The organism is Nocardia sp. NPDC050793, from assembly GCF_040654065.1.
Classification (GTDB): domain Bacteria; phylum Actinomycetota; class Actinomycetes; order Mycobacteriales; family Mycobacteriaceae; genus Nocardia.
This window is the reverse complement of the sequence record NZ_JBFAHG010000002.1, coordinates 696,050-715,993: the sequence shown is the minus strand read 5'-3', so window position 1 is coordinate 715,993 and position 19,944 is coordinate 696,050. Positions and strand designations below refer to the sequence as shown.

The window sequence follows — 19,944 nt, the reverse complement described above, 5'->3', positions numbered from 1 at the left end:
GAATGGTCGTAGACCGGAAATCGGGAGTGGGCCTAGGAGGACTTGAACCTCCGACCTCTTCGTTATCAGCGAAGCGCTCTAACCGCCTGAGCTATAGGCCCGTGTTCGGCTCTCGCACCGTAGTGGGCGAGCCGAGGCTAGACATTACCAAACTTGACTCAAAACAAACAAAACGGCTGGTGGCGGGCCCCAGCGCCGTAGATTCGGCGCCTACAGCGACAGCTGGTAGCCGACCTGCGGAGGGCGACCCGCCGCGTAAATGACGATGGCCGGTATCCGCCCTGAGATGGGAGATACCGGCCGCCGCCGAGAACTTCGCGGACAGGGCGGGCCGTCGGTTTAGCCCCTGCCGTGCGCGGAACTATCCACGGACACCACCCAGCCGTACCGACTAGTCCGGGTCCGCGAGGGTGACCTGGATGCCGCCGACCAGATCGCAGCACTGGTTGTAGATGAACGTGCCGACCGTGCCGAGCGCGGTGAAAAGCACCACATTGATCAGCCCGATGACACCGGCGTAGCCGAACACCGTGCCCGCATCGATCAGGCCCACCGAACCGCTGTCCTGGGACACCATGTCGGTGAAGGTGTTGTTCAGCCGCTCCCACACGCCCATGCCCTCGAGCACGATGTAGAGCAGGCCGACGGCCAGCATCCACACGAAGAACAGCGCCACGCTGATCACCAGCGAGATCTTCAGCGTCGACCAGGGGTCGATGCGGCGGATCTGCACGGTGGCACGCAGCGGCTCACCGGAGGCCACGGCCGCGGCGACCGCGACCGGTGCGGCGGGCGAGAAGTGGCTCTGCGGGGCCGCGCCGACCGGCTCTGGGTGCGGTAGGGGGTGCCGGATCTCGGACAAGTCGGGCATGTCCTTGATGAGTTCCGGCCGCGCGATGCTGCGGGTGGGTCCGTCGATGCCGACCGACTTCACCATCGCCGCTTCCTTGCGCGCCGCCTTGGCCGCGAGGTCGGCCGTGGTGCGGGCGTTGGAGACGCCGCCGTTCAGGCCCACCGCGGCATTGCCGCCCGCGGCCGCCGCGGCATTGCCGACACCGCCCGCGGGCGGCCTGCCCGCGACCGGCGCCTGACCGGGCCGGTACAGGTTGGACTGCGGCTCACGCTGGGGCAGCTGCGACCAGCCGTCCTTGTACTGCGACTGACCGCCGCCCTGGCCCTGCTTCTCCGCGCCCTCGGGACCGCCGCCGGGTTCGGCGGATGGACCCATCCGCACGGTCTCCTGGTCGAACCCTTCCTTCGCGCCGCCGGACTCCTGCGCACCCTGCTTCGGCGCGAAATCGCCTTGCTTGCCCGCGTTCTGCTGCGGCTGGCCACCGGCCGGCTGTCCGGATTCGGGCGCGCCGGGCCTGGGGATCGGCCGCGGCGGAATCGGGGACGGTGCGATCCGCTCGGTCACGCCGTTCGTGGGGTGCCCGTCATTCGGCTGATTCGGAGTGGTCAATGGGAATCCTTAGATCCGTTCGTTGCCGCCGCTTGGAGGGGGTTACTGCTGAGAGGAACCGGAGTCGTCGCCACCGTCGACCTGATCGGGTTCGTCGGCGTTGCGCGCGATAGCAAGCAACGTATCGCCCTCGGCCAGGTTCATCAATCGCACGCCCTTGGTCTGTCGCCCAGCCTTACGAACCTGCTTTGCCGCCGTCCGGATGACTCCACCGCCGGACGTGATCGCGTAGAGCTCATCCTCGTCGTCGACGATGAGCGCACCGACCAGAGTGCCACGCCGAGCGTCGAACTGGATAGTCAATACACCTTTACCGCCGCGTCCCTGCGCGGTGTACTCCTCGATGGCGGTGCGCTTCGCGTAGCCGCCCGAGGTCGCCACCAGCAGATACGTCTCGGGCCGAACGACGTTGAGCGACAACAGTTCGTCGTCGGCGTTGAACCGCATGCCCTGCACGCCGGAGGTGGCGCGGCCCATCGGACGCAGCGCCTCATCGGTGGCCGAGAAGCGGATCGACTGGCCCTGCGCCGAGACGAGCAGCAGATCGTCGTCGGCCGAGCAGAGCACCGCGCCGACCAACTCGTCCTCGTCGCGCAGGTTCACCGCGACGATGCCGCCGCTGCGGTTGGAATCGAAGTCCGACAGCCTCGACTTCTTCACGAGACCATTCTTGGTGGCCAGCACCAGGTACGGGGCGTCTTCGTAGGATCTGATCTGAATGATCTGGGCGATCTTCTCGTCCGGCTGGAAGGCCAGCAGGTTGGCCACGTGCTGACCGCGTGCGGTGCGGTTGGCCTCGGGCAGCTCGTACGCCTTGGCCCGGTAGACCCGGCCCTTGTTCGTGAAGAACAGCAACCAGTCGTGCGTCGAGGTGACGAAGAAGTGCTTGACGATGTCGTCCTGCTTGAGGCCCGCGCCCTGCACGCCCTTGCCGCCGCGCTTCTGCGAGCGGTACAGGTCGGTCTTGGTGCGCTTGGCGTAGCCGGTCTCGGTGATGGTGACGACCACGTCCTCGCGGGCGATCAGATCCTCGTCGGCCACGTCGCCGTCGGCCGCGATGATCCGGGTGCGCCGCTCGTCGCCGTACTTGTCGACGATCTCGGCCAGCTCGTCGCGCACGATCGCGCGCTGCCGCTCCGGCTTGTCGAGAATGTCCTTGTAGTCGGCGATTTCGTTTTCGATCTTGGCCAGATCGTCGATGATCTTCTGCCGCTCCAGCGCGGAGAGGCGCCGCAGCTGCATGTCGAGGATGGCGGTGGCCTGGATCTCGTCGATCTCGAGCAGCTGCATCAGGCCGGTGCGCGCGGTGTCGGTGTTGGCCGAACGCCGGATCAGCGCGATGACCTCGTCGAGCGCGTCGAGCGCCTTGACCAGACCGCGCAGAATGTGGGCCCGCTCCTCGGCCTTGCGCAGCAGGTAGCGGGTGCGCCGGACGATGACTTCCAACTGGTGATCGACGTAGAGCCGGATCATCTGGTCCAGGCGCAGCGTGCGCGGCACGCCGTCGACGATGGACAGCATGTTGGCGCCGAAGCTGGTCTGCAGCTGGGTGTGCTTGTAGAGGTTGTTCAGCACCACCTTGGCGACGGCATCGCGCTTGACCGTCACCACGATTCGCATGCCGGCGCGGTCGGAGGACTCGTCGTGGATATCCGAGATACCCGCGATCTTGCCGTCCTTCACCTGCTCGGCGATCGAGTTGATGAAGTTGTCGGTGTTGACCTGGTAGGGCAGCTCGGTGATCACGATCGTGGTGCGACCGCGGTTGTCCTCTTCGATCTCCACCACACCGCGCATGCGGATCGAGCCGCGACCGGTGGTGTAGGCGTCGTTGATGCCCTGGTTGCCGACGATCAGACCGTGCGTCGGGAAGTCCGGGCCCTTGACCCGCTCCATGCACGCGGCGAGGGTGCTCTCCTCGTCGGCGTCGTAGTTCTCCAGCGCCCAGTAGATCGCCTCGGCGAGCTCGTTGAGGTTGTGCGGCGGAATGTTGGTCGCCATGCCGACCGCGATGCCGTTGGAGCCGTTCATCAACAGGTTCGGCACCCGGCTGGGGAGAACCACCGGCTCCTGTGAACGACCGTCGTAGTTCGGCGTGAAATCGACCGTCTCGTGGTCGATTTCCCGCAGCAGCTCCATGGCCAGCGGCGTCAGGCGGCACTCGGTGTATCGCATGGCGGCCGCGCCGTCGTTGCCGCGCGAACCGAAGTTGCCTTGGCCGTCGACCAGCGGGTAGCGCAGCGACCACGGCTGGGCCATGCGGACCAGGGTGTCGTAGATCGAGGCGTCACCGTGCGGGTGGTAGTTACCCATGGTCTCGGCGACCGGACGCGCGGACTTCACATAGCCGCGGTCCGGACGGTAGCCGTTGTCGTACATCGCGTAGAGCACGCGCCGGTGCACCGGCTTGAGGCCGTCGCGCACATCGGGCAGCGCGCGGCCGACGATCACGCTCATCGCGTAATCGATGTAGCTGCTCTGCATTTCGTTCTGGATGTCGACCGGTTCGATCCGGTCGCCTGCACCGCCGTTCGGGGGCAGCGTTGTCTCAGTCATGCGGTCTCCTTAGCGGGGCGTGAAAAGGCTGAATTGCAGCGGGTTCGCACGCCTGCTACACGTCGAGGAAGCGAACGTCCTTGGCATTGCGGGTGATGAAGCTGCGACGCGCCTCGACGTCCTCGCCCATCAGGACCGAGAACAGCTCGTCGGCCGCGGCCGCGTCATCGAGCGTCACTTGACGAAGCACCCGCACCGCGGGGTCCATCGTGGTCTCCCACAGCTCCTTGGCGTTCATCTCGCCGAGACCCTTGTAGCGCTGGACGCCGTCGTCCTTGTTGATCTTCTTGCCCGCCGCGATACCGGCCTCGAGCAGGCCGTCGCGCTCCCGGTCGGAGTAGGCGAACTCCGGATCGCTGCGCTGCCACTTGAGCTTGTACAGCGGCGGCTGGGCCAGGTAGACGTGACCGTGCTCGACCAGCGGCCGCATGAAGCGGAACAGCAGCGTCAGCAGCAGGGTCGAGATGTGCTGGCCGTCCACGTCGGCGTCGGCCATCAGCACGATCTTGTGATAGCGCAGCTTGCCGATGTCGAACTCGTCGTGGATACCGGTGCCGAACGCGGTGATGATCGACTGGACCTCGTTGTTCTTCAGGACCCGGTCGATGCGCGCCTTCTCGACGTTGATGATCTTGCCGCGCAGCGGAAGGATCGCCTGGTACATCGAGTCGCGGCCGGACTTGGCCGAGCCACCGGCGGAGTCGCCCTCGACGATGTAGATCTCGGACTTGCTCGGGTCCTTGGAGCGGCAGTCGGCCAGCTTGCCCGGCAGGCCGCCCAGGTCGGTGGCAGACTTGCGGCGCACCAGCTCGCGCGCCTTGCGGGCCGCGACGCGCGCCTGGGCCGAGGAGACGGCCTTCTGCACGATGGTCTTCGCGTCGGCCGGGTTGGCCTCGAACCAGTGCGCCAAGTGCTCGTTGCAGGTGCGCTGCACGAACGACTTGACCTCGGTGTTGCCCAGCTTGGTCTTGGTCTGGCCCTCGAACTGCGGGTCGGAGATCTTCACGCTCACGATCGCGGCGAGACCCTCGCGAATGTCGTCGCCGGTGAGGTTGCCGTCCTTCTCCTTGAGCAGCTTCTTGTCCTTCGCGTACTTGTTCACCACCGTGGTGAGCGCGGCGCGGAAGCCCTCTTCGTGGGTGCCACCCTCGTGGGTGTTGATGGTGTTGGCGAAGGTGTGGACAGATTCCGAATAGCCGGAATTCCACTGCATCGCGACCTCGAGCTCGTGCCCGGTGCCCTTGCCGGTGAAGCCGACGACCGAGTTGTGGATCGGCTGCTTGGTGCGGTTGAGGTGCTTGACGAAATCCTCGAGACCGCCCGGGTAGTGGTAGGTGCGGACCTTGACCTTCGGCTCCACGGCGACGGGCGTGTTCTCGTCCAAGTGCTTGGGCGCCTCGGCGGTGTCGCTGACGACCTCGTCGGTCACCTCGCTCTCGGAGACCCGCTCGTCGGTGAGGGTGATGGTGAGGCCCTTGTTCAGGAACGCCATCTCCTGCAGACGCCGCGCGACCGTCTCGAAGTTGAAGGTGGTGGTCTCGAAGATTTCCGGATCGGGCCAGAACCGGATGGTGGTTCCGGTGCGCTTGGTCGCCTCACCCTGCACCAGCTTGCCGGGCTTGGAGTCCTTGTACTCCTGGGTCCAGTGGTAGCCGTCGTGGTCGACCTCGGCCTCGAGCCGGCTGGACAGCGCGTTCACCACCGAGATGCCGACGCCGTGCAGACCACCGGACACCGAGTACGCCTCGGAGTCGAACTTGCCGCCCGCGTGCAGCTGGGTCATGACCACCTCGATGGTGGGGATGCCCTGCGCGTGCATGCCGGTCGGAATGCCGCGGCCGTCGTCGACCACCTCGACGCCACCGTCGGCCAGCAGCTTGACATCGACGCGCGTGGCGTAGCCCGCCATCGCCTCGTCGACGGAGTTGTCGACCACCTCCCAGATCAGGTGGTGCAGGCCGCGCTCACCGGTCGAGCCGATGTACATGCCGGGGCGCTTGCGCACCGCCTCGAGTCCCTCGAGGACGGTGATGGAGGAGGCACCGTAATCCTGCTTGCCCGATGTCGCCTTGGTCGAATCGTTGGAGTCCTTGGCAGCCACTGGTCGGTAGCTCTCCTTACTTGCTGACCTCGGCGCAGCGATCACCACAGCGCAAGCGAGGCCCGGGTCTTGACAGGTCGAGATTCACGGGCCCACGCGGGGCTGCGCGGAACGCGCCGAAGGTTCGCCGCTAGTTACGCCACCATCCTACTGGTAGACCCGCGCCACAATGCACCTACGACACCCCTGACGGCTTCATGGCTGCGAGAAATCGATCGGCGACGAGTCCGTTCTTCCTCGCGACCGTTTCAGGGACTCTCAGATGTGCTCAGCACGCCGTGCCGAACGCTCGCCGCGATCATCAGGAGACCGCGACCCGATCGACGAACTCGGCGGTGCGCGCGGCGAGGGCTTCTGGGTGCGAGATCGGCGACCAGTGCCGTGCCTCGATCTCGCTGCGGGTCAGGTCCGCGACCCATCGATCGGCCTCGGCGTTCACCACAGGGCGCACCGCTCTGTCGCCGGTCGACACGATCAGCTGCACCGGGACCGAGATTGGGCGCGGGCGCGGATTGCGCAGGTGCGCACGGATATTCGCGCGGTAGAGCTTGAGATTGTTGATCATGTCGGCGCGCAGCGTCGGCGCGGTCTGCACCAGCGCGGGGTCGAGGCCGTCGAAGAAGGCGAGGAAGCGCGGCCAGCGACCGGACAGCGCGCGCAGCACCGGATTGGGCAGGCCGGGGATCTGGAAGGCGACGGTGTAGGCCGAGGCGATGCCCTGCGCGAGCGACCCGCGCAGCCGGGCCGCCGAGAACGGCCCGCGCAGGTATGCGCCGAGAAAGTCGAGGTTGGGTCCGGAGACCGAGCTGAACGACGCGATCCGGCCGCCGGCCGCGGGGTCGCTGACGAGCTCCCAGCCGATCACCGAACCCCAGTCGTGCCCGAGCACGTGCACACGCTGCCCCTGCGCCACAGCGTCGACGACGGCGCGCACGTCGGCGGCGAGCTCCTCGATCCGATAGGCCGAGACCTCGGTGGGCACCGTGCTGTCACCGGCGCCGCGATTGTCGAAGGCGATGACCCGGTAGCGATCGGCCAGGAGGGCGGCGACGCGATTCCACAGAATGTGGGTATCCGGCCAGCCGTGCACGAGCAGGATGGGAGTCCCGTCGGGATCGCCGCACTCGAACACCGCGAGCTCGACGTCGCCGCGGCGAACGGTGGTGGTGGCCGTTGCGGGGAACGGGCCCGCGGTGCTGATCGTCATCGATCCGTCTCTCCTGTGCGCATTGTCGAACCGATGCGAGCCACTCCGCATCGGTCCGAGGCGTTCCACGTCGAACCGCAGACCCGGTGGGGAACTGGGGAAATCCTGTGGATGGTGAGATAAACGTAACACCGAGTATCGGATATTCGCCAGGGTATGTCAGCCGTAGGTGTCGCGCGGACCGCGTCCCCTGATATGCCGCTCGCCCTTGCGCCAGCTGGGCGCTGCCGGGCCGGAGATCTTCAGCTGGGTCACCACGCCGTGCCCGACCGCGGCGTTGATCTTCGCCAGGATCTGACTCTGGAGCATGCGCAGCTGGGTGGCCCACGCGGTGGACTCGGCGGCGATGCTCAGCACACCGTCTTTGAGGGCGATCGGGGTGGCGTGCGAGGCGATGTCCTCGCCGACGACCCCCACCCAGCGGCCGAGGACTGTGCCCTCGGAGACCTTGCCGTCCCAGCCGCGGCTCTTGGCGATGCGAGTGGCGAGCTGGGACAACAGCTGGGGATCGCGGTCGTCGGGGCGCGCGCCGGACCATCCGGTGCGCCTGCGAGCTCCGGTGCGCAGCTTCCGCACCGGCGAGGCGCGACCCTGGCCGACCGACTTACCGCTGGCCTTCGCCGCGGCGCGGGCCTCTTCGAGCGCACGCCTGGCCAGGTCGATGCCGCGCAACTGCGGCTCGCCGCCAGGCTGCTGAGCGCCCTGTTCGGGCTGATCGGTCATCGTCCCGCTCCGTTTCGACCGCCGGGTTTCGTCCCCAGATCTTGCTCTGTTCTCCCCAACCGCAGGCCGGTTGGGTTCCGGCGCAGTTCTCCACAGGTGCTGGGGATGAATCGGTGGATCCATCCCGGCCCCGGTGCAGGGCAACTGTACGGGAGCCCGCCGACGAACCGTCGCACGCGTCGCCGCTCGTCCCGCGTCGGTGTTCCCCATCTGTGCACAACCGGCGTGGTTACCTGTGGACAGGTTCAGGCGAATCCGGGTGCGGGCTCGACAATGCGCGAGGTGCGGTGCGTCGATTCCCCGGTGGTCTCCACCCGCAGCGGTACCGCGGCCAGCTCACCCGGCACATCCTCGGGCACGGCCGCGGTGATCAGCACTTGTTCGGCGCCCGCGGCGACCTCGGCGAGGGCGGTGCGGCGCCGCCGGTCGAGTTCGGCGAAGACGTCATCGAGCAACAACACCGGTTCGGCTCCGGTCGCGCGGAGCAGGTCGAACGCGCCGAGGCGAAGGGCGAGGGCGAAGGACCAGGACTCGCCGTGGCTGGCAAAGCCTTTGGCCGGAGCGTCACCGAGAACCAAGTCGAGATCGTCGCGGTGCGGGCCCACCAGGCAGACACCGCGCTCCAACTCCTTGGACCGCGCGGCGGCGAGCTCCCGCAGCACGATCCCCTCCAGCGCCGCCGTATCGTCGGTCTGTGGCTCCCGCGCTGGATCCAGGAACTCCGGCGGCAGATAGGCGCTGCGGTAACCGATTGCGGCGGGCCGGGATTCGGGTGCGATCGACCGATAAGACTGGGCCAGATGGGGATACAGGTCGTAGACCAACCGCAACCGCTCGGCCAGCAGCACCGAGGCATGCTCGGCCAGATGCCCGTCCCACACGTCGAGGGTGCTCAGGTCGGCTCTCGATCTGGCTTGCCGCCCAGCGGTTTTCAACAAGGCTGAGCGCTGGCGCAGCACCCTGTCGTAGTCCGAGCGCACGCCGGCCAACCTGGGGAGCCGGGCTGTGCACAACTCATCGAGGAATCTTCGCCGCTCCCCCGGGTCGCCGCGCACCAGCGCCAGATCCTCCGGCGCGAACAGGACGGTCTGCAGAATGCCGAGTATCTCCCTCGGTCTGCGCACCGGCGACCGGTTGATCTGCGCGCGATTGGCCGCGCCCTGGTTGAGCTCGACGTCGACGCGCAGCTCACGACCGGTGTTGACCACCGTGGCGCCGATCCGCGCACGCTGCGCGCCCATCCGGATCAGCGGCGCGTCGGCGGCCACCCGGTGTGAGCCGAGGGTGGCCAGATAGCCGATCGCCTCCAGCAGATTGGTCTTGCCGTTGCCGTTCGATCCCAAGAAAACCGTTCGGCCTGGGGATAATTCGAGTTCAGCGTGCTCCCAGGAGCGGAAGTCGCGCAGCGACAACGCTCGGATGAACATTCGCTACACCGCCCCGGTCACCACGGGCGACGGCACCGGATCACGCACAGATGCTCAGCCCGGGAGCCGGACCGGCATCAGCAGGTAGATGTAGGAGCTGGCCAGGGCGGCGAAGGCGCCGGAGTCGAGCACCTCGGGCTCCTCCTCGCTCGCCGGAAGCAGCACCGCGGGACGGCTGGGCGTGGTGAACCCGAAGGTGACTCGGTCGGTGTGCAGCGCGGACAGGCCGTCGACCAGGTAGCCCGGATTGAAGGCGATGGTCAGCGCTTCGCCGCGGAAATCGGCAGGCAGCCACTCCTCGGCGCGACCCGCGTCGTCGCCGCCTGCCGACAGCAGCAGGCCTTCGCTGGAGAACTCCAGACGGACCTGTGCACCGCGCTCGGCGACCAGGGCGACGCGCTTGATGGCCTCGGTCAGCGCCGCCACTTCCAGCGTGGCGATGGAGGTGTGCTCCTTGGGGAGCAACTGACGGAACTTGGGGAATTCCGCGTCGAGCAATCGTGTCGTGGTGCGGCGGCCCGCGTTGACGATGCCGAGCAGACCGTCCGAGCCTGCGCCGGTGCCGAGCGAGAGTTGCACGGGGGCATCGGAGGGGCCGAGCGTCTTGGCGGCTTCGGACAGCGTGCGGGCCGGGATGAGCACCGAGGTCTCGATATCGGTGCGGGCGGGCTGCCATTCGATGTGGCGCACGGCGAGCCGGAAGCGGTCGGTGGCCGCGAGAACGACCTGTGGGCCCTCGATCTCGACGCGGATACCGGTCAGCATCGGAAGGGTGTCGTCACGACCCGCCGCGACGGCGACTTGGCCGACGGCCTCGGAGAAGATGTCCACACTCAGTGCACCGGTCTGCTGCGGCACTTCGGGCAGCTGGGGATAGTCCTCGACCGGCATGGTCGGCAACGAGAACTTGGCGCTGCCACAGGAGATCAGCACGCGGGTGCCGTCGACCGAGACGTCCACCGGCTTGTTGGACAACGCCTTGGTGATGTCGGCGAGCAGGCGGCCGGAGACCAGGACCTCACCGGTACCGGCGACCTCGGCCGCGACGCGCATCTGCGCGGAGACCTCGTAGTCGAATCCCGAGACGGTCAGTCCGTCCTCGCTCGCGACCAGCAGCACACCACCCAGCACCGGTACGGGAGGCCGGGACGGCAGGCTGCGCGCGACCCAGGCGACGGACTCCGCGAAATCCTCTCGGGCGACCCGAAACTTCATGCTCGAAAGCTCCATCGCCCGATCTGTCCTCTCCCGGTTCCGTGATCCGTGTGTGGCGTCCGTCCGAGCACTGTGTGGCTCGACAGCGTGTTGGCTCGACAGCGTGTGGTTCTCGTCTGGGGTGCTGGATCGGCCGCCCCAGCAGTCTGGCACAGGCGACCGACATGAAAACCGTACCCGCGTGTGGCGCGGCTACCTAGTCCGACCCTCGATTCGCGCTCGCGTGTCCGGAGCGGATGTCGCTCTGTGCGACAGACCCATCGCGCTCTTCTCCTTGCCTGTGCAGACGAGTGGCTCCGGACCGGAGGTCGCCCGACCGACTTTCCACACACCCTGTTTTGAAGAGAGATCTATTAGAAGAAGAACTGAAGTAGTAGTAGGCACTGTGGAATCTGTGGACTGAGCCCGTTTGCGCTGGTCCGGGGGTGTGGTGCCGTGGGGATGGCCGTCGGGTGACTCGAGGATGAATTCGAGGCGTCTGTGGAGGTTCGAAAACTGTCCCCTGTTCATCCTCGAGCCGTCCTCGAGTTGTTCCACCAGATTCACCCTGTTGTTCACACGTGTGCACCGTTCGGTGGACAGCTCGAGGAATCCTCGAGGACTCCACACGAACTCCTCGAGGATTCCACAGGGCCCTGACCGAGACGAGGCTGGTCAGAGCCTGTGGGCAGACATCGATGGGGATGATGTTGATATCCGGCTGTGAGTGACGGCCGACGGACCCGTCCCCAGTCCTGTGCATCAATCGGTGGACAAACCAGGGGATTCCTCGAGGACTCCACAAGGATTCCTCGAGGAATCCACAGCACACAAAAAAGCACCGCCCCTGGTCAGAGGCGGTGCAGGGTTGTGGACAGCGCTCAGCGCGAGCGCTGTTTGATTCGGGCTGTGAGTTCCTGGACCTGGTCGTAGACGCGGCGCCGTTCGGTCATCTCCTTGCGAACCTTCTTCTCCGCGTACATGACCGTGGTGTGGTCGCGGCCGAACGCCTGGCCGATCTTCGGTAGCGATAGGTCGGTGAGCTCGCGGCACAGGTACATGGCGATCTGCCTGGCCTGCGCCAGCGGCCTCGCCTTGCCGGGACCGGTCAGCTCCTCCAGCGTGGTGTTGAAGTACTCCGCGGTCACGGCCATGATCGTGGCCGCGTTGATCTCCAGCGCGGCGGTGTCGGGCATCAGATCCCGCAGCACCACCTCGGCCAGCGGCAGATCCAGCGGCTGACCGTTCAGCGAGGCGAACGCGGTGACCCGGATGAGCGCGCCCTCCAGCTCGCGGATGTTGCGCTCGACCCGGCTGGCGATCAGTTCGAGCACGTCGTGCGGCACGTCGAGCCGATCCATTCGCGCCTTCTTGCGCAGGATGGCGATGCGGGTCTCGAGTTCCGGCGGCTGCACGTCGGTGATCAGGCCCCACTCGAACCGCGTACGCAGCCGCTCCTCCAGGGTGGCCAGCTGCTTGGGCGGACGGTCGGAGGACACGACGATCTGCTTGTTCGCGTTGTGCAGCGTGTTGAAGGTGTGGAAGAACTCCTCCTGGATGCCTTCCTTGCCCTCGATGAACTGGATGTCGTCGACCAGCAGGATGTCGGTCTCGCGGTAGCGCCGCTTGAACGCCACCTTGCGGTCGTCGCGCAGGCTGTTGATGAAGTCGTTGGTGAACTCTTCGGTCGACACGTATTTCACCCGCATGCCGGGGAACAGTCGCTGGGCATAATGGCCCGCCGCGTGCAGCAGGTGCGTCTTGCCGAGACCGGAGGCGCCCCACACGAACAGCGGGTTGTAGGCACGGGCGGGCGCCTCGGCGATGGCCACCGCCGCGGCGTGCGCGAAGCGGTTGGAGGCGCCGATGACGAAGGTCTCGAAGGTGTACTTCGCGTTCAGGCTGGCCGAGGAGTTCGCGGGCGCGGGGTTCTCCTGGCTCTTGGTGAAGTAGGTCGGCCAGTTGTTGCGCACGTTGACGACCGGTTCGTCGTCGGGCTGCTCGGTGCGCAGCGCTTCGCCGGGTTCGCGGACCGATTCGTGCGCCGCGGCAGGCGCGGCTTCGCGCAACGGCATCCGGGCGGGCCCGCGCATCGATGCGGGACCTGGTTCGGGCGTGAACAGCGACTCCTGTCCCGGCGGGGTCGAATCGCGTCGCGAACCCATCCCCTGCTCGCGCCGCGGCGCGGTAGACATCTCGGAGACCTGTGCGCCGGGATCGGCCGAGCCCGGGTACTCGCCACCGACCGGCGCGCGATAGGACGCGGTCGGGTAATCGTCGGTCGGATAGTCCGTGCTCGGCGGGTATTCGGGCGCCGGGGTGTACTCCGGGCTGTACTCGGGCGCGTGTGTGTACTCGGCTGCGGGCGCGTAGTCCGAAGCCTGGGGATAGTCGGACGCGTACTCGGGCGCGTAGTCCGACTGCTGCACGTACCTCGGGGCCGGGTAGTCGGTGCGGCTCGGCGGATCGGCCGGGTAGCCGATGGGGCCGCGCTGCGTCTCTCTTGCGCGCTGCGCTTCCCGGTTTCGCTGGGCCGTCTCCCTGCTTCGCTCGGGGCGGCTGGTCATCCTCGCGTGCCGGGGATTGGCGGAGGAACGATCGGCGCTCGGTGTGGCGGGCGCCGCGATGCGCACGCCGAGGCCCTCGACCTGGGGACCGAGCCGGCGGGCGAGCGAGCGGAGGATGGGTTCGCGCAGATCGCGTTCGATGGCCTCCTGGGCCAGCGACGAGGGCACCGAGAGCAGGGCGAAGCCCTGGGCCACGGTGATCGGCTTGACGAGTTTGAGCCAGGCCTGCTGTGCTCGGGTCACCGCCGCGATGGAGCCATCGTCGGAACCGGTGGTGAGCTCGGCGATTACCTCGGGCCACACGGTGGCCAACACGTTCTGCTCGTCGTCCATGCAGTTTCCTCCCCGGATGTAGGTCGATAGGAGCAGACGGCCGGGGTACGCGAGCAGGTTCGAGGATGGGCTATCCTGTGATCCCGCGTACGTCCGTAGCCGTGTGGACGCTGCTCGGATTCCCCCGTACCAAGGCAGCGGCGTTGGCGCCGTCGGCCTACGAATATGCCACTCCAGGGGTCTTTCCACACAATTATCCACAGATGTGGAAAACCCTGGGGAAATGTAGGTCGGGCTCGGAATTCGCGGGGATCACGCCCCGACCTGGGGTTCTGTAGCAACTGTCTGGCAACGCGCCCCTCGGAGCGGCCTCTGCGACGCCTAGGGGTGTGGACGAAGTCACGAACACGCCCGGGCGCGTCGCCCGCCGGAGCCCTGAATTCGACCTCGGGGGCCGAGTTTGACCCGTCACCAGCCGATCAGTACCCTCGTACAGTCACCCCTTGGTGCGGTGGCGGTCCTGTGCTGACCGTGTTTGGTCGTTGAACGACCGTGTGCGCCAGGACCGACGCGCGCCGATGATGACATCGCGATTCATCGCGCACATACGTATCACCGACAAACTTCGGGCGCCGAAGGGCGCCCACCAACTCGAGGAGTGTTGACCGTGGCCAAGGGCAAGCGGACGTTCCAGCCGAACAACCGTCGTCGGGCGCGGGTTCACGGCTTCCGCCTCCGGATGCGCACCCGTGCGGGTCGCGCCATCGTCTCGGCGCGTCGCCGCAAGGGCCGCGCTTCCCTCACTGCCTGATCCTCGCTCTCGGACGCTCGGGTGTTGCCTGAGCCGTATCGGTTGCATCAAAGTGCCGACTTCTCCCGGACGGTGCGCCGCGGCCAGCGAATCGGGAGGCGAGATCTGGTCGTACACGCGCTCGTGCACGGGTATGACGGAGTTGTGGGCGCTGATGAACGACACGGTGCTCCGGTAGCAACCGGAGCGATCGTTCGTGTCGGCGGGCCGAGGTTCGGATTGATTGTCAGCAAGGCGGTGGGCTCCGCGGTGGTTCGGCACCGGGTGGCCCGCCGCCTGCGTCATATGTGCGCCAAGGTGATCAGCGAACTGCCCGCGGACGCCGACATCGTGATCCGGGCACTGCCCGGCGCCGCGAACGCGGAATCCGACGAACTGCTGCGGCAGTTGCGCAGCGGATTGCGCAAACTCGGTGTCGCACAGGGTCCCGGCCGGACCGACGGACGGGCCAGGCCCGTCACCGTCGTGCCCGCTGACGCGGACGTCTCGTCGTGAAGTTCGCCGCTCCCCTGGCCCGGCTGCCCGCTCGTACGCTGATCTTCCTGATCGAGCTCTACCGGACTTATGTCTCCCCCACCCGGATGCCGGTGTGCCGCTTCACCCCGACGTGTAGCGAATACGCGGTGACCGCGTTGCGAACCCGAGGGCTGTTCGTTGGCCTCGGACTGACGGTCGTGCGATTGGCCAAATGCGCGCCCTGGCACTCTGGTGGGTGGGATCCCGTTCCCGAGCGCAAGCAGCGCGGACGGAACGAGGCTGCGGCCGACGCCCCGACGTCGGCGCCACACGCTTGTAAAGGATCGCCGCACGCGGCGATCGGCGATACGAACGACGGGAGTGCATAGAGCCGTGCTCGACTTCATCTACTACCCGGTGTCCTGGATCTTGTGGTTCTGGCACCGTGCTTTCGCGCTCATTCCGGGCGTCGGCAAGGACAGCGGCCTGGCATGGGCGCTTGGGGTGGTGTTCCTGGTCTTCACGCTGCGCGTCGTGCTCTACAAGCCGTTCGTGAAGCAGGTGCGGACCACCAAGCAGATGCAGGAATTGCAGCCCCAGATCAAGGAGCTGCAGAAGAAGTACAAGAACGACCGCCAGAAGATGGCGCTGGAGATGCAGAAGCTCCAGAAGGAGCACGGCTTCAACCCGCTGATGGGCTGCCTGCCGGTCCTGGCGCAGGTGCCGGTCTTCCTCGGTCTGTTCCACGTCCTGCGTTCGTTCAACCGCACCGGGCACGGGTTCGGTCAGCTGGGCATGACGCCCGAGGAGAACGCGAACACCGCGAACTACGTCTTCAACGCGGCCGACGTCCAGTCCTTCCTGAGCGCCCGCATCTTCGGCGCGCCGATCTCGGCGTTCATCACCACCCCGGCCAACGAACTGCTCGCCTTCGCCGACTACGGCGGCATTCCGAGCCGGCTGAGCATCGCCCTCGTCGCCATCCCGCTGATGGTGATCGCCGGTCTGGCGACTCACTTCAACGCTCGCGCCTCGGTCGCGCGGCAGAGCGCGGAGGCCGCCGCCAACCCGCAGGCGGCGATGATGAACAAGCTGGCGCTGTGGGTCTTCCCGCTCGGCGTGCTCGTCGGTGGTCCGTTCCTGCCGATCGCCATCCTGATCTACTGGGTCTCCAACAACATCTGGACTTACGGCCAGCAGCACCTCGTCTTCGGCCGCATGGCGAAGGAAGAAGAGGCCAAGAAACAGGCCAAGCTCGAGCAGCGCGCGCAGAACGCGCCGAAGCCCGGCGCCAAGCCGGTGAGCACGAAGAAGAAGCCGACGGCGACCGCCGCCGACGCCGAGCCGTCCGATGCGGAACCGTCGATGAACGGCACCCCGAAGTCCGCGGCAGGCAAAGCCTCCGGACAGCGCAGGCCCGGTGGGCAGAAGCGCTCCGGCGGACGGGGCCGGGCCAACCAGAAGCGTCGCCGCTGACCGCCGAGCCACCCTTGATCGCGCTACCGCCCGGCGCCGAGCGCCCGGCGCGCGCGATGGACAGATGAAGGAATCCAAATGACTGTTGAAACCGACGGAGGGGACGCCACCGTGGCGACGACGATGGTGAACGCCGGAGCGGATGCCGGCGACGTGGTGAACGATGCAGAGGAAGCCCTGATCGAAGAGGGCGAGATCGCAGGCGACTACCTGGAGCAGCTGCTCGACGTGCTCGACTTCGACGGTGACATCGACCTGGACGTCGAGGGCGACCGGGCCGTTGTCAGCATCGATGGCGGACGCGATCTGTCGAAGCTGGTCGGCCGCAACGGTGAGGTGCTCGACGCGCTGCAGGAGCTGACCCGGCTCGCCGTGCAGCAGGCCACCGGTGTACGCAGCCGTTTGATGCTGGACGTCGCGGGCTGGCGTGCCCAGCGTCGCTCCGAACTCAGCGCGCTCGGCACCGCCGCCGCCAAGCGGGTGCTGGAATCCGGTGAGCCGGAATCGCTCACGCCGATGACGCCGTTCGAGCGCAAGATCGTGCACGACGCCGTCGCGGCGATCGATGGAGTCAGCAGCGAGAGCGAGGGCGTGGAGCCCAACCGTTTCGTGGTGGTCGTTCCGGGCTGATCGCCGGGCCTACCCAGCGGACGGCGCGTTTCGTCACGCTGACGATTGATGATTGGATTGGCCTCTGGTCTTCGGACCGGGGGCCTTCTCCATGCCGGGGCGCCGCGGCCATTCGGTCGAGGCGCGCAACCCCGCCCTCCCCCATGTGCAATTTGGTCGACCTCGAGCTCGGAAGGATGTTTCACGTGGAACGAGAAATCGGTGGAAGCGCCGCGCTGCCGACCGAGCTGGAGCCACCCCCGGCAGCCACCACGGTCTTCGGCGATCGGCTCGACATCGCCCGTCGGTACTGCGCTTCCCTCGCGACCGCCGGTGTCGAGCGCGGTCTCATCGGACCCCGCGAGGTGCCACGGCTCTGGGATCGGCACATCCTCAATTGCGCGGTCGTCGCCGAACTCATGCCGGAAGGGGCGACCGTCGTCGACATCGGCAGCGGTGCGGGTCTTCCCGGAATCCCCTTGGCCATCGTCCGCCCGGACCTACGCATCACCTTGGTCGAGCCCTTGCTGCGCCGCACCGTCTTCCTGAGCGAGTTCATCGAAGCGACCGGACTGGACATCACCGTCGTCCGCGGCCGCGCCGAGCAATCCGGCGTGATGAAAGAAGCCGGCGGCGCGGACATCGTCACCTCCCGCGCCGTGGCACCGCTCGCCAAACTCGCCCAGTGGTCCCTCCCCCTCCTCCGCGACCACGGCCGCATGCTCGCCCTGAAGGGCGTGAGCGCAGCCGAAGAACTGGAGCGCGACGGCGAGTTGCTCATCCGCGCCGGCGCGGGGAAGTTCGAGGTCCTCGAATGCGGAGTCGGTGTGCTGGAAACACCGACGGTGGTGATCAGCGCGGAACGCTTGCCGCGGGCGGAACGCGCGCCCCGGCGTCGTGCGGAGTCGCGCCGCGCCGAAGGTGGGGTGCTGCGCCGGGGGGTCGAGCGGCGGCGAGCGGGTGGGAAGTAGGCGGGTCCTACCTCGTCTGTGTGGGGCTCGAACCGTCGGAGCCGACCGGGTGATCTGTCTTGATCGCTGGGCCTGGCCTGTTGTCGAGTTCGGACCCACCGGGCCGTGACGGCGTTTGCTTCCGGCCGTCGACCTGTTTGCTTCGGTGTGGCGCTGGGATTTGATTCGGTCCAGCGCGCGGGTGGTCGATCTCATTTGCGGGTAATTGATTCGCGCCGCACGCGGTGGGCGTTCATCGGCTGTTGAGTGGCCGCACGCCGTTCGAGCGGTCACCCACGGGGGGTCGTTACTGCGGCGCTCCGAACTGTGACCGCGAGTGGAGCCGTCGCGGTGTTCCGCAGGTGAGCACCAGCGGATGCGTCGCGGGCGTCGACGGGGTGTTCCCGAGCGCCAGGCGATTCAGCGCGACGGCATATCAGCCGGCTCCAGTCTTCGCGGCCCGTATGCAGACGGATCGCTCGTGCGGTTCCGGTGATGTGTGGACTACTCACCCGCGGTGGGGCGTGTGGGTGTCCTGCTGCGTGCTGTGTCGACCATTGCCGTGCGGCATATAGAACTCGCCTCCGCGTCCGAACGATCGCCTATGTGGCATCTGGCGGTCACTGTGGGGGTCGGCCGGACGGAGGTGCCGTTGTGTCTCTGTGTGGGTGGACGTACAGCGGATGCGTGCGGCCCGCTGGAATATGGTCCCGTGCCGCGTCGGCGAGGCTAGTCGTGAGGCGGCGAGATTGGGGCCGTCTAGCTGAGGTGGTCCGTGACGACGTTGTCGGGTCCGGGCAGGGGCTCGTGGCTGCACGGGATCTGACCATCCGGTGGTCGACGTGTGTCGCTTGCTGCCGGTGGGTGCGGGCAGCTTGGTCGCTGTGCGAGCGAGAGCTGCCGAGGCGTCCAGCCGTACGAGCGCATGGCATGGCGGCACAGTCCTTGCGAGCAGCTGCGCGGTGGCGCAGAACCCGCGGACCAACGCTCCTCGGCGTTGGTGGCGGTGGCGATCGCCTCGCTGCGACGAGACACCGCGGCTCGCTCGTCGAGGGCGCCGGCCCGCCGTCGGCGTCATTCGCTCCTTGTCTTGCAAGCGCTCGCAGCGAGAGTTTCACGCAAGCACTCACAGCGAGACGCCATCCGGACCTCGCGGGGCACGTCGGCATGATTCGCTCCGCCGTCCGACTTTGCGGCCTGTTTCATGTGAAACAACGGTCGTGACTGCGCGCACGAGTCCGCGGAACGTACCGCTGCAGAATGCCGGTCCTCGCGGGGCGAGCCGCCGTGCCATGTCCCAGCGAGACGGTCACCAACACCGCTGCCGGGTCGGCCACCTGCCGCGGCCACCATCAGTCACGGCATTCGAGCCGACGCGGGGCAACGGCGGGGCACGGACGAAACCTTCAGTCCGTGGCTCCGTCAGATCCGTTGCGGCGAATAGAGCAGGCAGAGCTCCGACTCGCGGCACGCTCCCCTCCCCCGATGGTCGCAGTGCGCCCTCGGTCGTGGGCGAGACACGAACGCAAGTTTCGGTCCTCATGAGCAAGCCGCGGTGTCCCGTCGCAGCGAGGCGATCACCGGCACCGCCACTGCTGGGGCCTGTCATCGCCGGCGAGCGCGGCATTAACGCCGACGCGGAGCAATCAGGTTCCCGGAGGAAGCCATCGGTCCGCGGGCTCCGTCTGATCCATCGCCGTGAATAGAGGAGGCAGAGTTCGCAACGCGCCACTCGCTCGCCTCCTCCGATAACCGCCGCACCCGACTGATCGTTTCGAGCGACCGTGATCGTGCGGCAGTGCTGCCTTGCGGACGATGCAGCCGATAGGCCCACCGCCAATGCTTCACGTGAAACATCGGGCTCGATCGCCCGGTGCGTGGAGCGCGAGCGTATGCGAGCGCAGCCAGAGCCGCCGCCGCAGCCAGAGCCGCCGCCGTAGCCAGAGCCGCCGCCGTAGCCAGAGCCGCCGCCGTAGCCAGAGCCGCCGCCGTAGCCAGAGCCGCCGCCGTAGCCAGAGCCGCCGCCGCAGCCAGAGTGGGGGTCGGAGCCGGAGTGGGGGTCGGGGCGGGAATTGGGACCCGGGGTGAAGTTGGTGCGAGGGTTGAAGTTGGAGCCGCAGCAGGGTTAGAGC

Annotated in this window: 14 protein-coding genes and 1 tRNA gene; 6 read left to right on the top strand and 9 right to left on the bottom strand. The window is 67.3% G+C overall.

The genetic code is table 11. From position 1 onward, the window contains the following. Nucleotides 1-27: 27 nt before the first annotated feature. From AB0H50_RS08730 to dnaA, 9 genes are all read right to left on the bottom strand, one after another. Nucleotides 28-101: transfer RNA gene (locus tag AB0H50_RS08730), tRNA-Ile, on the bottom strand. Between the two features lie 290 nt (nucleotides 102-391). Next, nucleotides 392-1,462, bottom strand: a complete 1,071-nt coding sequence (locus tag AB0H50_RS08725) for a DUF3566 domain-containing protein (RefSeq protein WP_357448681.1) — start codon at nucleotides 1,460-1,462, stop codon at nucleotides 392-394. 42 nt (nucleotides 1,463-1,504) lie between these two features. Further along, nucleotides 1,505-4,018, bottom strand: coding sequence for a DNA gyrase subunit A (gyrA, locus tag AB0H50_RS08720; protein ID WP_357448679.1), 2,514 nt, complete (start codon nucleotides 4,016-4,018; stop codon nucleotides 1,505-1,507). A gap of 55 nt (nucleotides 4,019-4,073) precedes the next feature. Beyond that, complete coding sequence (gyrB, locus tag AB0H50_RS08715) at nucleotides 4,074-6,119, bottom strand: DNA topoisomerase (ATP-hydrolyzing) subunit B (protein WP_357448677.1); 2,046 nt, start codon at nucleotides 6,117-6,119, stop codon at nucleotides 4,074-4,076. 301 nt (nucleotides 6,120-6,420) lie between these two features. After that, nucleotides 6,421-7,326 (bottom strand): alpha/beta fold hydrolase, encoded by a 906-nt coding sequence (locus AB0H50_RS08710; RefSeq protein ID WP_357448675.1) that lies wholly within the window; start codon nucleotides 7,324-7,326, stop codon nucleotides 6,421-6,423. A gap of 159 nt (nucleotides 7,327-7,485) precedes the next feature. Next, a complete protein-coding gene (locus AB0H50_RS08705; protein ID WP_357448673.1) occupies nucleotides 7,486-8,049 on the bottom strand; it encodes a DUF721 family protein in 564 nt (187 codons plus the stop codon). Between the two features lie 245 nt (nucleotides 8,050-8,294). Next, nucleotides 8,295-9,476: a DNA replication/repair protein RecF gene (gene recF / locus AB0H50_RS08700; protein WP_357448671.1), complete on the bottom strand. Its 1,182-nt coding sequence runs from the start codon at nucleotides 9,474-9,476 to the stop codon at nucleotides 8,295-8,297. A 54-nt stretch (nucleotides 9,477-9,530) separates the two neighbouring features. Further along, complete coding sequence (gene dnaN, locus AB0H50_RS08695; protein ID WP_357448669.1) at nucleotides 9,531-10,706, bottom strand: DNA polymerase III subunit beta; 1,176 nt, start codon at nucleotides 10,704-10,706, stop codon at nucleotides 9,531-9,533. An 845-nt stretch (nucleotides 10,707-11,551) separates the two neighbouring features. Next, nucleotides 11,552-13,570 carry a chromosomal replication initiator protein DnaA gene (gene dnaA / locus AB0H50_RS08690; protein WP_357448668.1) on the bottom strand — a complete coding sequence of 673 codons (2,019 nt, stop codon included), beginning with the start codon at nucleotides 13,568-13,570 and terminating at the stop codon, nucleotides 11,552-11,554. 607 nt (nucleotides 13,571-14,177) lie between these two features. Between dnaA and rpmH the strand changes: the two genes are divergently transcribed. From rpmH to rsmG, 6 genes are all read left to right on the top strand, one after another. Beyond that, a complete protein-coding gene (gene rpmH / locus AB0H50_RS08685) occupies nucleotides 14,178-14,321 on the top strand; it encodes a 50S ribosomal protein L34 (RefSeq protein ID WP_006550910.1) in 144 nt (47 codons plus the stop codon). Between the two features lie 21 nt (nucleotides 14,322-14,342). Further along, on the top strand, nucleotides 14,343-14,816 hold the full coding sequence (gene rnpA, locus AB0H50_RS08680; protein WP_357448666.1) for a ribonuclease P protein component: 474 nt from the start codon (nucleotides 14,343-14,345) through the stop codon (nucleotides 14,814-14,816). Then, nucleotides 14,813-15,166 (top strand): membrane protein insertion efficiency factor YidD, encoded by a 354-nt coding sequence (yidD, locus tag AB0H50_RS08675; protein WP_357448664.1) that lies wholly within the window; start codon nucleotides 14,813-14,815, stop codon nucleotides 15,164-15,166. The genes rnpA and yidD overlap by 4 nt, the downstream gene beginning before the upstream one ends. Before the next feature lie 4 nt (nucleotides 15,167-15,170). Beyond that, nucleotides 15,171-16,253 (top strand): membrane protein insertase YidC, encoded by a 1,083-nt coding sequence (gene yidC, locus AB0H50_RS08670; RefSeq protein WP_357449389.1) that lies wholly within the window; start codon nucleotides 15,171-15,173, stop codon nucleotides 16,251-16,253. Nucleotides 16,254-16,376: 123 nt separating this feature from the next. Beyond that, nucleotides 16,377-16,883, top strand: coding sequence for a protein jag (locus tag AB0H50_RS08665; RefSeq protein ID WP_357449387.1), 507 nt, complete (start codon nucleotides 16,377-16,379; stop codon nucleotides 16,881-16,883). Between the two features lie 176 nt (nucleotides 16,884-17,059). After that, nucleotides 17,060-17,833, top strand: coding sequence for a 16S rRNA (guanine(527)-N(7))-methyltransferase RsmG (rsmG, locus tag AB0H50_RS08660; protein WP_357448662.1), 774 nt, complete (start codon nucleotides 17,060-17,062; stop codon nucleotides 17,831-17,833). Nucleotides 17,834-19,944 lie beyond the last annotated feature (2,111 nt).

Coding starts and splice junctions, on each gene's coding strand:
- gyrA (WP_357448679.1), bottom strand. CDS start 4,018: ATGACTGAGACAACGCTGCCCCCGAACGGCGGTGCAGGCGACCGGATC.
- AB0H50_RS08710 (WP_357448675.1), bottom strand. CDS start 7,326: ATGACGATCAGCACCGCGGGCCCGTTCCCCGCAACGGCCACCACCACC.
- AB0H50_RS08705 (WP_357448673.1), bottom strand. CDS start 8,049: ATGACCGATCAGCCCGAACAGGGCGCTCAGCAGCCTGGCGGCGAGCCG.
- recF (WP_357448671.1), bottom strand. CDS start 9,476: ATGTTCATCCGAGCGTTGTCGCTGCGCGACTTCCGCTCCTGGGAGCAC.
- dnaN (WP_357448669.1), bottom strand. CDS start 10,706: ATGGAGCTTTCGAGCATGAAGTTTCGGGTCGCCCGAGAGGATTTCGCG.
- dnaA (WP_357448668.1), bottom strand. CDS start 13,570: ATGGACGACGAGCAGAACGTGTTGGCCACCGTGTGGCCCGAGGTAATC.
- AB0H50_RS08665 (WP_357449387.1), top strand. CDS start 16,377: ATGGTGAACGCCGGAGCGGATGCCGGCGACGTGGTGAACGATGCAGAG.
- rsmG (WP_357448662.1), top strand. CDS start 17,060: ATGTTTCACGTGGAACGAGAAATCGGTGGAAGCGCCGCGCTGCCGACC.